General features: G+C 32.3%; 10 protein-coding genes. All 10 read left to right on the top strand.

What is annotated here, in order from left to right; translation table 11 throughout:
• The first annotated feature begins 170 nt into the window (after nt 1-170).
• On the top strand, nt 171-2,468 hold the full coding sequence (locus JM82_RS11000) for an NADP-dependent malic enzyme (RefSeq protein WP_145003637.1): 2,298 nt from the start codon (nt 171-173) through the stop codon (nt 2,466-2,468).
• Nucleotides 2,469-2,516: 48 nt separating this feature from the next.
• Nucleotides 2,517-3,098 (top strand): Holliday junction branch migration protein RuvA, encoded by a 582-nt coding sequence (gene ruvA, locus JM82_RS10995; RefSeq protein ID WP_145003633.1) that lies wholly within the window; start codon nt 2,517-2,519, stop codon nt 3,096-3,098.
• A 6-nt stretch (nt 3,099-3,104) separates the two neighbouring features.
• The gene (sprA, locus tag JM82_RS10990; protein ID WP_145003629.1) at nt 3,105-10,457 is read left to right on the top strand and encodes a cell surface protein SprA; all 7,353 of its coding nucleotides are present in this window, start codon (nt 3,105-3,107) and stop codon (nt 10,455-10,457) included.
• A gap of 63 nt (nt 10,458-10,520) precedes the next feature.
• Nucleotides 10,521-10,901, top strand: a complete 381-nt coding sequence (gcvH, locus tag JM82_RS10985; RefSeq protein ID WP_145003626.1) for a glycine cleavage system protein GcvH — start codon at nt 10,521-10,523, stop codon at nt 10,899-10,901.
• Complete coding sequence (locus JM82_RS10980; RefSeq protein WP_145003623.1) at nt 10,894-11,265, top strand: VanZ family protein; 372 nt, start codon at nt 10,894-10,896, stop codon at nt 11,263-11,265. Before gcvH ends, JM82_RS10980 begins: the two co-directional genes overlap by 8 nt.
• Nucleotides 11,266-11,323: 58 nt before the next feature.
• Nucleotides 11,324-12,049 (top strand): energy transducer TonB, encoded by a 726-nt coding sequence (locus JM82_RS10975; protein ID WP_145003620.1) that lies wholly within the window; start codon nt 11,324-11,326, stop codon nt 12,047-12,049.
• Between the two features lie 111 nt (nt 12,050-12,160).
• Complete coding sequence (locus JM82_RS10970; RefSeq protein WP_145003617.1) at nt 12,161-12,970, top strand: energy transducer TonB; 810 nt, start codon at nt 12,161-12,163, stop codon at nt 12,968-12,970.
• A gap of 111 nt (nt 12,971-13,081) precedes the next feature.
• The gene (locus JM82_RS10965) at nt 13,082-15,217 is read left to right on the top strand and encodes a gliding motility protein RemB (RefSeq protein WP_145003614.1); all 2,136 of its coding nucleotides are present in this window, start codon (nt 13,082-13,084) and stop codon (nt 15,215-15,217) included.
• 160 nt (nt 15,218-15,377) lie between these two features.
• Nucleotides 15,378-16,007 (top strand): hypothetical protein, encoded by a 630-nt coding sequence (locus JM82_RS10960; protein ID WP_145003611.1) that lies wholly within the window; start codon nt 15,378-15,380, stop codon nt 16,005-16,007.
• 105 nt (nt 16,008-16,112) lie between these two features.
• Nucleotides 16,113-17,006: a heme o synthase gene (gene cyoE, locus JM82_RS10955; protein ID WP_145003608.1), complete on the top strand. Its 894-nt coding sequence runs from the start codon at nt 16,113-16,115 to the stop codon at nt 17,004-17,006.

The following is a 17,006-nucleotide window of genomic DNA, read 5'->3' as shown; positions in this document are numbered from 1 at the left end:
ACGCTATATAACCTTTGTTTTCAATACTTCTAATAAAAGATAATAATACAAAATCGTGTTATTATTAGTTTAAAATTATTCAAAGATTATTCAAAGTCTCTCTCATTTTTTTTATGTTCAAACGTCTTAAAAACTTACATTTGTAATTCACTAAAACTTAAAGTGAAATTATGAGCAAACAAAGTAGACGTCGTGAAGCTTTAGTATATCATGCAAAGCCAACTCCAGGTAAAATAAAAGTAGTTCCAACAAAAAAATATGCAACCCAAAGGGATTTAGCCTTAGCTTATTCTCCAGGTGTTGCAGAACCTTGTTTAGAAATAGAAAAAGACGTTAATAACGTTTATAAATATACAGCTAAAGGTAATCTTGTAGCAGTAATAACTAATGGTACCGCAGTTTTAGGATTGGGTAATATTGGTCCAGAAGCCTCTAAGCCTGTAATGGAAGGTAAAGGCTTATTATTTAAAATCTTCGCAGATATTGATGTTTTTGATATTGAAGTGGATACTGAAAATGTTGAAGAATTTATTCAAACAGTAAAAATGATAGCTCCAACTTTTGGAGGTATTAATCTAGAAGATATTAAAGCGCCTGAAGCTTTTGAAATAGAAAGACGCTTAAAGGAAGAGCTTGATATTCCTGTGATGCATGATGACCAACATGGTACTGCAATTATTTCTGCAGCAGCATTATTAAACGCCTTAGAGCTTTCTGATAAAAAAATAGAGGACGTTAAAATAGTAGTAAGTGGTGCAGGTGCGGCAGCAATTTCTTGTACGCGTTTATATTTAGCATTTGGTGCTAAACGTGAAAACGTGGTCATGTTAGACAGTAAAGGTGTAATTAGAGATGACAGAGATAATTTAACATCACAAAAAGCCGAATTTGCAACACACCGTAAAATTGATACATTGGATGAAGCAATGATTGACGCTGACGTATTTGTTGGTTTATCAACTTCGGATATTGTAACGCCTGCCATGTTATTAGTTATGGCTAAAAACCCTATAGTATTTGCTATGGCTAATCCAGACCCAGAAATTGGTTATGATTTGGCAATTGCAACGCGTAAGGATATTATTATGGCTACAGGACGAAGTGACCATCCTAATCAGGTTAATAATGTACTAGGATTTCCGTTTATTTTTAGAGGAGCTTTAGACGTTAGAGCCACTAAAATTAACGAAGCCATGAAAATGGCAGCTGTAAAAGCATTAGCTGACTTAGCTAAAGAGTCTGTACCAGAACAAGTAAATATTGCTTATGGCGAAACTCGCCTGACGTTTAGTAAAGAGTATATTATACCTAAGCCATTTGATCCAAGATTAATAGCAACGGTACCACCAGCTGTAGCAAAAGCTGCAATGGAAAGTGGTGTGGCTAAAGAGCCAATTGAAGATTGGAAAAAATATGAAGAGCAATTATTAGATAGATTAGGTAACGATAATAAGATTGTAAGATTATTATTAAACAGATCTAAGCTAGATCCAAAGCGTGTTGTTTTTACAGAAGCAGATTCTTTAGATGTATTAAAAGCAGCCCAAATAGTTTACGAAGAAGGTGTTGCTATACCAATTTTATTAGGTAGAAAAGAAGAAATTGAACGTTTAAAAGAAGAGCTAGAGTTTGATGCAGATGTACTAATTATTGATCCTAAATCTGACGAGCAACTTGAACAAAAAAATAAGTACGCAAAAATATATTGGGAACAACGCAGAAGAAAAGGAGTAACGTTGTTATTAGCTGAAAAGTTAATGAGAGAACGTAACTACTATGCAGCAATGATGGTTAATGAAGGTGATGCAGATGCATTAATTTCTGGGTACTCTCGTAGTTATCCTTCGGTTGTAAAACCAATGTTGGAGCTAATAGGATTAGCACCAGGATCTACAAGAATTGCGACAACAAATGTTATGATGACCCAACGTGGTCCTATGTTTTTAAGTGATACTTCAATAAATATAAACCCATCAGCTCAAGATTTAACTAAAATTGCGCAAATGACTGCTAAAGTGGTTAAAATGTTTGGAATGGAACCAATTATGGCAATGACTTCTTATTCTAACTTTGGATCATCAAAAGACCAAACAGCAACTAAAGTTAGAGAGGCAGTATCCTATTTACATAAAAGACATCCTGACTTATTAGTAGATGGAGAGTTACAAACAGATTTTGCTTTAAATAGTCAAATGTTAACAGATAGTTTCCCGTTTTCTAAACTAGCAGGTAAAAAAGTAAACACTTTAATCTTCCCTAATTTAGAGTCAGCAAACATTACTTATAAGTTATTAAAAGAACTTAATAATGCAGAGTCCGTTGGACCAATTATGATGGGAATGCGTAAACCTGTCCATATCTTACAACTACACGCAAGTGTTGACGAAATTGTAAACATGACAGCAATAGCAGTAATAGATGCGCAACAAAAAGAAAAGTGGGAAAAAAACTTAGAAAACAAGAACTAAATTAATGTAAAGATAATTTTCTTACATTTGGAGAGTTAACAAAAATTTATGATTACACACATACAAGGAAAGTTAGTAGAGAAAAATCCAACAGATGTAGTCATCGATTGCAACGGAGTGGGTTATATGCTAAATATATCATTGCATACCTATTCTCAAATTCCTAATCAAGAAAATTTAAAGTTGTATACGCATCTTCAAATAAGGGAAGATGCGCATACTTTATATGGTTTTGCTTCAACATCAGAAAGAGAATTATTTAGACTTTTAATTTCTGTAAGTGGTATTGGAGCAAATACAGCAAGAACCATGTTATCATCTTTAACGCCAAAACAAATTAGAGAAGGTATTGCTGTGGATGATGTTGCTTTAATTCAGTCTATTAAAGGAATAGGGATAAAAACAGCACAAAGAGTAATAATAGATTTAAAAGATAAAATCTTAAAAATTTACGATATAGACGAAGTTTCTGTAAGTCAAAGCAATACTAACAAAGATGAAGCGTTATCTGCTTTAGAAGTATTAGGTTTTGCTAAAAAACAAGCAGAAAAAGTACTGGATAAAATTGTCAAAGACCAACCAGAAGCTAACGTAGAAACAATTATCAAACTAGCCCTAAAAAATTTATAATTTATTTTGAATACAAGTCAACTTAGCTTTTATAAATCCCTTAAACATTTTTTACTAACTGCTTTTGCATTGTTAGTCTCGGTATTTTCTTTTGCTCAAGAAGAAAATGAAGTAGAACAAGATAGTACCAAAACAGGTTTTAGTTTAGGGAATATCCAAATGCAAAATCCATCAAGTATACAATCTAAATACACCTATGATCCTGTAACGGATAGATACATATATACTGAGACAGTTGGAGAGTTTAATATTAATTATCCAGTAATTTTAACACCAGATGAGTATTTAGAATTAGTATCAAGCCAGAATTTAAAATCGTATTATAAGGATAAGATTGATGCTTACGACGGTAAAAAAGGAGATGTAAAAGAAGCTCAGAAAAACTTAATACCAGAGTTTTATGTCAACTCTAGTTTTTTTGAAAGTATTTTTGGTGAAGGACCAATATCCATAATACCACAAGGTACTGTTGAAATGGATTTAGGTGTCCTATTTACTAAACAGGATAATCCATCGTTTTCTCCTAGAAACAGACGTAATTTTTCATTCGATTTTGACCAACGTATCAGTCTAAGTATGATTGGTAAAGTAGGATCAAGATTACAAGTAACAACTAATTACGATACACAATCTACTTTTGATTTTCAAAATTTAATTAAGTTAGAATACACACCAACCGAAGATGATATCATTCAAAAAATTGAAGTTGGTAACGTTAGTATGCCAATTAATAGCTCTTTAATTTCTGGAGCACAAAGTCTATTTGGTGTAAAAACACAATTAAAATTTGGTAAAACAACAATTACAGGAGTATTCTCTGATCAGCGTTCTGACGCTAGGTCAGTAACTGCTCAAGGTGGTGGAACATTAGACGAGTTTGAGTTTTTTATTAGAGATTATGATGAGAATCGTCACTTTTTCTTAGGACAATACTTCCGTAATAACTACGATCAAGCACTATCTAATTACCCTTTTATTAATAATAATATTCAAATAACAAGAATAGAGGTTTGGATAACTAACAGAAGTAATCGTACTGAAAATGTTAGAAACTTTGTCGCTTTCCAAGATTTAGGAGAAACTAGTATCATTGGTAATCCAGGCGTTTCAGTTACAGGAGGACCTAATGCATTTCCGGATAACGGAAACAATGGATTAGACCCAACAAATATTGGTAATGCTGGTTCGCAATTAGCAGAGCAAGTCAGAGATAATGCTACAGCTCAATCTGGTATTTCAATTTCAGGGTTTAATGAAGGTTTTGATTTTGTAAAGCAAGAGAATGGTAGAAAACTATTAGAAGGTCAAGAATACACACTTAATACTCAATTAGGTTACATATCCTTAAATCAGCGTTTAAATAATGACGAGGTTTTAGCAGTAGCCTATCAATATACAGTTGGTGGTCAAGTATACCAAGTAGGAGAGTTTGCTAATGATGGTGTTAACTCAACAGGAACGACCTTAGATTATGATAATGATGGGATACCAAATATTGCTGATGTAGATGTAGATGGTGATGGTACGTTTGATAATGGTGATGATACAGATAGTGACGGTATTACTAACAATGCTGATGTAGATCAAACAGGAGGAGAAGATATAAATGCAGATGGAATTGATGACAATGTAGTTCTTTTAAATGGAATCCCTCAAGGTTTAATTCTTAAGCTTCTTAAAAGTGCAATTACAAGTACAAGTCAACCTATTTGGGACTTAATGATGAAAAACGTTTACGATACAGACGCTTTTCAATTAACCCAAGAAGATTTTAAATTAAATATTTTTTATAACGAATCTGCTCCTGTAAACTATATTACTGCTGTAGAAGGTACGCCTTTCGGAACTGATTTTGAAGGCGAACCTATAGATCAAACCACATTATTACGCTTATTTAATTTTGATAGATTAAATTACAATAACGATCCACAAACTAATGGAGACGGTTTTTTTGACTTTGTTTCAGGCATTACTGTAATTCCGCAAAATGGTAAAATTGTATTTACTAAAGTAGAACCTTTTGGACGTTATTTATTTGATGTTTTAGATAACGACGGTAATACAGGTAATAACGCGTCGGATTATGAAGCAGATATATATACCAATGCCAATCAAGAAAAGTATGTCTATGATTTACTTTATAAAGCAACCAAAACAGCAGCATTAGACGAGAGTCAAAAAAATAAATTCCAAATTAAAGGACGTTATAAATCTTCAGGTGGAGACGGAATCCCAATTGGAGGATTTAATGTACCAAGAGGATCCGTTCGTGTATCAGCTGGAGGACGTGTTTTAGTAGAAGGACAAGATTATACAGTTAATTACCAATTAGGACGTGTTTATATTATTGATGAAGGTTTAAAAGCATCCAACATCCCAATTGAAGTATCAACCGAAAATAATTCGATTTTTGGACAGCAAACTAAACGTTATACAGGATTAAATGTAGAACATAAGTTTAATGACAATTTTGTAATTGGAGGTACATATATTAATTTAAATGAGCGTCCAATTACTCAAAAAGCTAATTATGCTAATGAGCCTATAAATAATACCATTTTTGGTTTTAATGCTAATTATTCTTCGGAAGTACCGTTTTTATCTAGGTTAGTTAATAAATTACCTAATATTGATACCGATGCACCATCTAATATTTCAGTTAGAGGTGATTTTGCATACTTATTGCCAGGTGCGCCAAAAGGAACAGATTTTAATGGAGAAGCGACTGCTTATATCGATGATTTTGAAGGTACACAAAACGGAATAGACCTTAAATCTGCACAATCTTGGAGCTTATCAAGTAGACCACTTAATGTAAATAATTCTACAGCGTTAGATAATAACGGAATAGAAAACGGTTATGGTAGAGCCATGCTTAACTGGTATACTATTGATCCTATATTTTATGGTAGCCAAAGACCATCAGGAATATCAGATGATGATATGTCAGGATTATATACTAGTCGTGTTTTTGTTAACGAGTTGTTTCCACAACAGGATATTGCTCAAGGTCAAACATCAGTTTTAAATACTTTAGATTTAACATATTATCCTCAAGAACGAGGTCCATATAACTTTGAGCCAGGTACAGAAAGTGGTGTAATACCAAACCCGGAAAGTAGTTGGGCTGGAATAACAAGACAGATTACATCTACGGATTTTGAACAAGCAAATGTTGAATATATCGAGTTTTGGTTACAGGATCCATTTCAGGAAAACCCAGGAAATCCAGGTGGAAAATTATTTATCAACTTAGGTAATATATCAGAAGATGTGCTTAAGGATGGACGTAAACAATATGAAAACGGTTTACCTCAAGATGGAAATATTAGTTTGCTACCAGAAACGGTGTTTCAATCTGTAGTGCCACAAAATCAAGCCTTAATTTATGCGTTTGATACAACAGGTCAAGAAAGAACCAATCAAGATGTTGGATTTGATGGATATGATGATGTTGAGGAAGCTGCTAAGTTTCCCTCAGGTTTTTCTGGACTAGCAGATCCTGCAAAAGATAATTATGACTATTATTTAAATGCAGAAGGTGATGTATTTAACAGATACAAATTATATAATGGTGTAGATGGTAACTCTCCAGATGCATTTAGTGATACCAATAGAGGGTCAACAACGCAACCAGATGTAGAAGATGTCAATAGGGATAATACCATGAATACTATTGATAGTTATTTTGAGTATCAAATTGATATAACTCCAGCATCTTTAAATATTAATAACGAGTATATTGTTGATACAAAAAACGTAACAGATACTAACAATCCAAGAGTATTACCTAATGGAGAGACTGAATATCCTAGATGGTATCAGTTTAGAATTCCTATTCGTACAGATGACGAGTTTGTTGTAAATGGTATTACGGATTTACGTTCTATAAGATTTTCTAGAATGTACCTTAACGATTTTCAGCAACAAACAACATTAAGATTTGGAACATTAGAGCTGGTTCGTAGTGATTGGAGACGTTTTCAATTGTCATTAGATGGTGGTGCAACACCTTTAGATTTTGATGATACAGCCTTTACTGTTGGTGCTGTAAGTACGCAAGAAAATGACGGAAGTTATGTTTCGCCACCAAGTGTAGTGCCAGAGCAGCTTAACAATAACAACACTATTGTTAGACAAAATGAACAAGCACTTGTCGTAGATGTTTGTGATCTTAAAGCTAAAGACTCCAGAGCAGTATTTAAAAATATTAGTGTAGATATGCGTCAGTACAAAAAACTGAGAATGTTTATGCATGCTAGAGATGGAGAAACACCTGGACTTACAGATTCTGATTTAGTAGGTTTTATTAGAATGGGTAATGACCTTACAGAAAATTACTATCAAATAGAAGTACCATTAAAAGTGTATAATGGAGGTGGATCTGCCGAAGCGTATTGGCCAGAAGAGAATGAAATTAATATAGAATTAGAAATTTTACAACGTATAAAGTCTTTAGGGATAAGCAACCAAACATTAACGGATGGTACTGCAAATTTTTATGATGTAGTTGGTGGAGATTTAGTCCCAGTTATAGATCAATATGGAGGTTATGTTTTAGGACAACAACGTGTTGCTATAAAAGGAAATCCTAATTTTGGAGATGTTAGAACATTAATGGTTGGTGTCAAAAATGGTACAAATAACTTACAATGTGGAGAGATTTGGTTTAACGAATTGCGTTTGTCAGAACTAGAAAACGAAGGTGGTTGGGCAGCAATTGTTACGGTTGATACGCAATTAGCAGATTTTGCCAGTGTAAGTGCAACTGGTAGAATGAGTACTGCTGGATTTGGAAATGTAAACCAAGGACCAAATGAGCGTAGTCTTGAAGATAGTAAACAATATGATGTAGTAACTAATGTAAATGTTGGTCAATTACTGCCTAAAAAATGGGGAATTCAAATTCCGTTTAATTACGGTCAAGGAGTGGAAGTTATTACACCAAAGTATGATCAACAATACGAAGATATTGAGTTAGACACACGTTTGGATGCTGCTGTTGATGATGCAGAAAGAGATTTGATTTTAGAACAATCGGAAACATACACAAAGCGTAAAAGTATAAACTTTATTGGTGTTAAAAAGAATAGAACAGGAGAGGCTAAACCAAGTTTTTATGATGTAGAAAACTTAACTCTAAATTATTCTTATAACAAAATGGAGCATCGTGACTTTGAGATTGAAAGATCTGTTGACAAACAGGTTAGAGCAGGTGTAAATTACGCTTATAATTTTGAACCTAAGTTAATTGAACCTTTCAAGAAAAACGATTCGTTATTTACTGGTAAGTATTGGAAATTTTTAAAAGAATTAAACTTTAATGTATTACCTGCTAGTTTTACTATAAATACAGATTTAAATAGACAATTTAATCGTCAAAAATTTAGAGATTTAGATTTAACAGGAAACAATATTGGTTTAGAAGAGTTGTACAGACGTAATTATAATTTTGACTACCAATACAATCTTAATTGGAATTTGACAAAATCGCTTCAGGTAAATTATTCTTCGTCAAATAATAATATTGTTAGAAATTACTTTAAGGATAATATTATAAACGGAGAGCCAGATCCATTATTAGATGTATGGGATGGTTTCTTTGATTTTGGAGACCCAAATAGACAACAACAACAAATTGGAATTAATTATGAGATTCCACTTAGTAAAATACCAACTTTAAGCTTTTTAAAAGCAACCTATTCATACTCAGGATTGTTCCAGTGGCAAAAAGGGTCTGACTTATTTGGTAATTTAGTTGGTAACGATGGTTTGACTTATAATTTAGGAAACACAATATCAAACGGAAACACACATAATATTAATTCAACTTTAGACATGAATAAGTTGTATAAATATTTAGGAATTTCTGCTAAAGCTAAATCTAGAGGAAATAAAGTTTCTAGAACATCTAGAACTGCTGGACCTCCAGGTATTGCAAATAAAGAAAAAGAGAAGGCTAAAAAAGCAGGTGATGGGATAGGATCTAAATTAGGTAATTTTGGTATCGGATTATTAACCTCAATAAAACGTATTCAAGCAGTATATAGCGAGACAAATGGTACTTTTTTACCAGGTTATTTACAAACTCCAGGGTTTTTAGGAACAGCAAAACCTACTATAGGTTATACTTTTGGAAGTCAAAGTGATGTTAGAGATTTAGCTGCCAGAAATGGTTGGTTAACTGCTTTTCCTGATTTTAACCAACAGTATACTACTAACCAAACTAAGCAATTAGATCTTTCAGCTAACCTTGAGCCATTTAGTGATCTTAAAATAGATTTAGTCGGATTTAGGACTTACGCAGAAAATTATACAGAAAATTACAGAGTAGAAAACGGACAATACGTATCATTAACGCCTAATACATTTGGTAATTTTAGTATTTCATCTTTTACATTGCCAACTGCCTTTGGTAAGAGTGACGAGACTAGTTCTCAAGCTTTTGATGACTTTAGAAGCAATAGGTTAGACATAGCTAGACGACTAGCAGTACAAAATGGGTCAGATCCAAACGATGTTGATGCTGACGGTTATCCTAAAGGATTTGGAAAAACAAGTCAACAAGTCTTATTACCTGCTTTTGTAAGTGCCTATACAGGTCAAAATACAAGCAAAACTAAACTTGGAGCATTAAGAAATGTGCCAATACCAAACTGGGACGTAAAGTATTCTGGTTTCATGAAAATGAAATGGTTTAAAAAGCGTTTCAAACGTTTTTCTTTAACACATGGTTATAGATCAAGTTATAGTATAGGACAATTTAGAACAAATTTAGATTTTGATGGTATAGACTATGGACTAGATTATGACTTACAACCTAGCGAAGATTTAGATCAAGCAGGAAATTTTAAAAGTGAAAACTTATATAGTAGCGTAACCCTTACAGAGATGTTTAGTCCGTTATTCCGTTTTGACATGGAAATGAAAAATTCGGTTAGAATATTATTAGAAATGAGAAAAGATAGAATGCTATCATTAAGTTTTGATAATAATTTAATGACAGAAATAGCAGGTAACGAGTACGTTGTTGGTTTAGGATATCGTATTAAAGATTTACGTATTAAATCTAATTTAGCAGGTCCTAAAAAAGCGATCGTTTCAGATTTAATTATGTCTGCAGATTTATCTGTAAGAGATAATAAAACCATCATACGTTATTTAGACCTAGAAAATAATCAAATTACAAACGGTCAAACTATTTGGGGTCTTAAATACAATGCAGAATATGCCTTTAGTAAAAACCTAACAGGTGTGTTTTATTTTGATTATTCTTTCTCTGAATATGCAATTTCAACAGCGTTTCCTCAAACAACTATTAGATCAGGATTAACGTTACGATATAATTTTGGAAATTAAGAAAGCATTGTTTGAAATTAATAGTCATTTAGATACATTTGCAATTCACTTAATAAATATATAATGAACATACCAGCAGAATTAAAATACACTAAAGACCACGAGTGGGTTAAAATTGAAGGAGACCAAATTACCGTTGGAATTACAGATTTTGCACAAAGCGAATTAGGAGATATCGTTTACGTTGAAGTAGAAACGTTAGATGAAACTCTTGAGGCTGATGAAGTATTTGGTACAGTTGAAGCTGTAAAAACAGTTTCAGATTTATTTTTACCTGTATCTGGAGAAATTGTAGCTTTTAACGATACGTTGGAAGATGAGCCAGAAAAAGTAAACACAGATCCTTATGGTGACGGTTGGATGGTTAAAGTAAAAGTATCTGATGCCTCTCAATTAGACAAGTTATTATCAGCAGACGACTATAAGGCTTTAATTGGTGCGTAAATTACTTCCTGTCATTAGTATTGGTTATAGCATTGCTTTACTAGTATCATGTTTGATAACGGTAAAGGGTGTTATAGAAATGCCAAACAATAATGATAAAGTAATTCATGCAGCTGCTTATTTTGTTTTTACTTGCTTATGGTTTTATACTTTTTTTACAACCTTTAAAAAAAGTAAACCTCAAGCCATTAAGATAACAGTAATTTTTTCCATAGCATTTGGCATAATTATTGAGATATTACAAGAGGTGACAACACAAACTAGACAAGCAGACTACAAAGACGTTATAGCAAATGTTATAGGAACACTATTAGCAGTGTTATTAATTAATTTAATTACAAACTTGAAAGTTAAAAACAACTAATACCTTGTTTTTTTGACAAATAAATAGTTATTTTAGCATTCAGTTTAAATTTACAGATATGGAATCTAAGAAAAATACAAAAGCAGATGTAGGACGTAATAGTTCTCTTTACGTAGCAGTAGGACTAGCATTAATGCTATTTTTATCTTACTCAGCAATCAATTATACAACAACTGATAAGTCAGATATTGATATAGGACAATTAGTTTTTGATAACGAAGATGATGATGATGTTCCAATTACAGAAATGCTTAACACACCACCACCACCACCACCACCACCTGCAGCTCCAGAAGTAATTGAGGTTGTTGAAGATGAAGAGGATGTGGAAGAAACAATTATAGAATCTACTGAAACTACTCAAGAAGAAGTAGTTGAGATCGAAATTGCAGATGTTGAGGTTGAAGCAGTAGAAGAAGATGTAGATGTACCATTTTCAATTATTGAAAATGTACCAGTATATCCAGGTTGTGAAGGAGAGCCTAACAACAATGCAAAGAAAAAATGCATGTCTGAGAAAATCGGAAAGTTTGTAAGAAAGAATTTTAACAATGACTTAGCACAAGAGTTAGGTTTAGATAGTGGTATTAAAAGAATAAATGTTGGTTTTAAAATTGATAAAACTGGTAACATTGTAAACATTCAAGCAAGAGCACCACACCCTAAATTAGAAGCTGAAGCTAAAAGAGTTATTGGTAAGTTGCCTAAAATGAAAGCAGGTAGACAAAGAGGTAAAGCAGTAAATGTACCTTACGGATTACCAATTACTTTCAAAGTAGAGTAATACATATTCCATATATATTAAAAATCCCGTTGCAATTAAGTAACGGGATTTTTGTTTTTGGTATGCTTATTGTGATTTTGTCATAACATTAACATTTAAACTATATATATTATGAAAAATTCGAAAGAATCTCGTGATCTCACTCGCCAAAATGAGAAAAACGTGCAAAAATCACAAAAGCATGATGTAAATTTACAAAAAAACTCATCGTTGTACTTCCAGATTGGGTTAATTATGTGTCTATTGGCTGCCTATGGAGCATTAGAAATGCGTTTTCAGTCTAATGATTACATTATACCACTAACAGCATACGTAGATTCTGAAAATGATGCTATGTTTGCGCCTTCAGTTTTAGTAGAGCCTGATGCTATAGAAACGTCTGAGCCTGTAAAAACCAAACCAGTTCATATTATCAAACCCGAAATTATTGATAACGATACGCCTGATAAAAAGGAGACAGATAATTTGATTACAGAAATAGTAAAGCCAACAAAACCAAAAGGTAATGTTACAGTGGATTTAGGCGCTTTGGATCCTCCAAAAGTAGATCCAGATATGGAATTACCATTTGAGAAGGTCGAAGTTATGCCTATTTTTCCAGGTTGTGAAAGTGCAACGACAAATGACGAAAGACGTAAATGTATGTCTGATAACCTTACAAAAATTGTAAAACGTAGATTTGATGCTGGATTAGGAGCAGAATTGGGTTTAAAGGAAGGTGTTCAAAAAATTTATATCCAATTTAGAATTAATAAGTTTGGAGAAGCTGAGTTAGTGCAAACAAGAGCACCACACCAAAGATTAGAAAAAGAAGCAGAAAAAGTGGTTAGTAAAGTGCCACAAATGACCCCTGGATTACAAGGTGGTAAACCGGTTTCAGTATTATATACTTTGCCAATTGCTTTTCAGGTTAAGTATTAGTATATAAATAATAGTTTTTAAGTCGCTACTAGTTAATGGTAGCGACTTTTCTATTTTAAAGCGTTAATAAAAAGCAGTATCTTTCGGCTAAATTAAAACCTCAATCTAAATATGAAGACGTTCATTTTAGGACTATTTTTATGTGCTTCAGCTGCAATGTACGCTCAAGATGCAACTGATTATCAAATCCCACCTCGTTTTGAGAATTGTCAAGATGCTGAGGTAAAACAATTAGACTATTGCTTTAATCAAGAAGTATATAAACTAATATATTCAGAATTTAAACTTCCGGATAGTATTGATAAAAACTACATTGGTCAAATGGCAATAATTTTTGAAGTCGCCAAAGACGGTAACTTTAAAACTATTTATATTGATGCACACAGTAAAGATTTAAAAGAAGAAGCTAAACGTGTTTTTGAAGCTTTTCCTACTATCCAACCAGCCACTTACAATGGTAATCCAACGTTTAAGCAATACAGTTTTAATTTATATTTTCCATTAAATCAGAAAAACACACCTCAAGTGTTGCCTAGTATTACTGATGTTAAAACAGATAATAATAGTGACTTAAATCAAATTGCGCAATTAACGGATTTGCAACAAAAAGCAAAGCAAGAGTTTGATAGTGTGCAAAAAGCAACAACTAAGTATACCAATAAAGCTTATACAAGTCAAATCAATATTCCTTTTTCTCATGAAAACTACTTTAGATTTGATCAGGATATTAATAGGATAGGAACTAATAGTCATACAGCATCAAAACCTTATCGTTATGAAGATGTGTCAAATTATTACGATTTTTCTGCTGAAAATTTAAAGCTTCAAAAAGATGCTGAGTCATGGTTAGGTCGTAAGCTTTGGAATGAGCATTTGGCACAAATACAAGGCGAAGATTATTGGTTTACAGTAGACCCTATTCTTGATTTACAATTAGGAAAAGATACGGATGCAGATTTTGGTACAACGTATAATAATACTAGAGGCTTGTACATACAAGGAGGTTTAGGAAGTAAACTTAGTTTTTCTGCTTCAGTTTTTGAAAGTCAAGGACGTTTTGCACAATATTATAATCAATATGCCGAAAGTTTAAAAGCATTTGGACCAGATCCTGCAATTATACCAGGTCGTGGTATTGCCAAACGCTTTAAAGAGGATGCTTATGACTATCCTGCAGCAGAAGCCTATTTATCGTATACACCTGCTAAATTTTTAAACGTCCAGTTTGGACATGGCAAACAATTTATAGGTGATGGTTATAGAAGTTTATTGCAAAGTGATGTGGCAAGTCCTTACCCTTTTTTAAAATTAAACACGACCTTCTGGAAAATTAAATATACCAACACGTGGACTTGGTTAAAAGATGTGCGTGATGCAGCAGTGGTGGATAAAGCATTCAGAACAAAATATATTGCAAACCATTATTTAAGTTGGAATGTATCCAAACGTTTTAATCTAGGTTTGTTTGAGTCTGTAATCTGGGAAAATACTAATGACAGAGGTTTTGATATCAATTACCTAAACCCATTAATATTTTTTAGAGCTATAGAGTTTGAAACCGGTCAAGGTGCAGGTAATGCAATATTAGGAGCATCAGGTAAATATAAACTTAGTGATAATGCAAATGTATATGGTCAATTTATTTTAGACGAATTTTCATTAAACGATGTCACAGGAGGAAACAAAAGCTGGAAAAACAAATTTGGTTTCCAATTAGGTGCAAAATATTACAATGCCTTTAAAGTTAAAAACTTAATGCTTCAAGCAGAATACAATCAAGTAAGACCATATACCTATTCTCATAATACCATAGTATTAAACTATGCGCACAACAATCAGCCTATGGCTCACCTTTGGGGAGCAAATTTTAGAGAGTTGGTGTTAATTGGACGCTATCAAAAAGACCGTTGGTTTGGAGAGGCAAAATTAGTAACAGGTATTAGAGGGTTTGATGTAAACGATGGTATGGATAATTTTAGTTATGGTGGCGATGTCTATCAAGATTATAACGATAGACCATTTGATACAGGAGTAACAATAAGTCAAGGTATAAAAACAACATCTGTAAACGCAAGTACACAATTAGGCTATTTAGTTAATCCAGCCTCTAATTTAAAAGCATTTGTAAATTTAAGTTATCGTAATTTTAATCCAGAAGCACAAACAGCTTCGGTTTATAACAACAGTACAGTTTGGATTAATTTTGGGATTAGAACAGACTTATTTAATTGGTATTTTGATTTGTAAAAGTTGATTTTTAGTCTTTTTAAACTGAAAATCAGTTTCAATTTTACTTTTTTTTAATTCACTTTTTATAACACACCTTCTATGTTATTAATAGATACTGGATATAATACAGCTGAAGAGCTTAACAATAAATACACAGAAGAACAAGATAACACGCTTAATGCATAAGGAGATGACTGCTAAATTATTTTTAGTAATTATTTCAGTTTTTACTATCTTTTCTTGTAAGAAAAAGAGCGAAGATGAAAAAATTCTAAGTTCAATTTTATCAGAAAGCAACTTTTCTGAATCTGATTCTTTATTTTTTAATTTAGAAACTAACAATAAAAGAATAAAAGAATTTTTTAGATATAGAAATACAAAAAACACAGTGTTTAAGTATGCCTATAAAGAGGGTAAAGAAACTAATCTAAGCGACTCAGTTTACTATAAAATTGATTCAGTTATTTCATATGAAAAACCAATTATTAGAGACTACTATGTTAAAATGGGTAAAAGTGTAAATAAATTGGCAGAAACATTTTTAAAAGATTCATTTAATTACACAAAGGAAGTCACAAAAAAATGGGCTTTAGAAGCAAACCATAAAATAGTTTTTACTAATTATGATACAAACAAAAAGTTAGACATTTCTGTTCCTGTTTATAATTTAAAAAAGGATAAGGCAATAGTATATGAAACAATTCATGAGGGTCAATTTGTTATCAGTAAAATTTATTTATTAAAAAAAACAGAATCAAAATGGGAAACAGTATTTAAAGAAGTTGATAGTAATTATTATTTTAACTGATGTTATTAAATCATAAAAAACCACAAGCCCAAAAACCTTGTGGTTTTTTTATGCCAAATTCCTTTTTAGCAGTATCTTTGCATCAGCAAAAAAAATAGCGTTGGTTTGAGTACAACTGTAACCCCTACAATTAAACATACAGCATTATCAGATTTTAAAGAAATCACTAAAATGCGCTTGTCTTTAAGCGTCGTGTTTTCATCAGTTGCTGGTTATTTTTTAGGAGCAGATACTATCAGCCTAAAAATTGTTTTATTTCTAGCTTTAGGAGGTTATTTTATGGTTGGAGCCAGTAACGCTTTTAATCAAATTATTGAAAAAGATTTAGATGCCTTAATGCATCGTACCAAAAACAGACCTGTTGCTTCTGGTCGTATGACGGTTAATACAGCCTTTTTAATAGCTTGTGTTTTTACTATTTTAGGTATTGGTATTTTATATTCAATAAACGCACAAACAGCAATGTTTGGAGCCATTTCAATATTTTTATATACAAGCGTTTACACGCCTTTAAAAACAAAAACACCATTATCTGTATTTGTTGGTGCTATTCCAGGTGCTATTCCTTTTATGTTAGGTTGGGTTGCAGCAACAGATAATTTTGGTATTGAACCAGGAACTTTATTTGCTTTACAATTTTTTTGGCAATTCCCTCATTTTTGGGCAATTGGATGGTTTTTATTTGAAGATTATAAACGTGGAGGCTTTTTTATGTTGCCTACAGGTAAACAAGATAAAGGTACAGCAGTGCAAACCATTTTATACACGGTTTGGACTATTTTAGTGTCTATTGTTCCAGTATTTGGTGTAACTGGACAATTAAAATTATCTATCGTTGCAGCAATAATAGTTTTAAGTTTAGGATTAGTCATGCTGTATTATGCTATTCAATTGTATAAAAAAATGACTGAAAAAGCAGCAAAACAATTAATGTTGTCAAGCGTACTATATATTACACTAATACAGATTGTATACGTTATTGATAAATTTATAAGATAA

Source organism: Olleya sp. Hel_I_94, assembly GCF_007827365.1.
Lineage (GTDB): Bacteria > Bacteroidota > Bacteroidia > Flavobacteriales > Flavobacteriaceae > Olleya.
The sequence above is the reverse complement of the archived record's forward strand: the minus strand, read 5'-3'. Positions and strand labels throughout refer to the sequence as shown.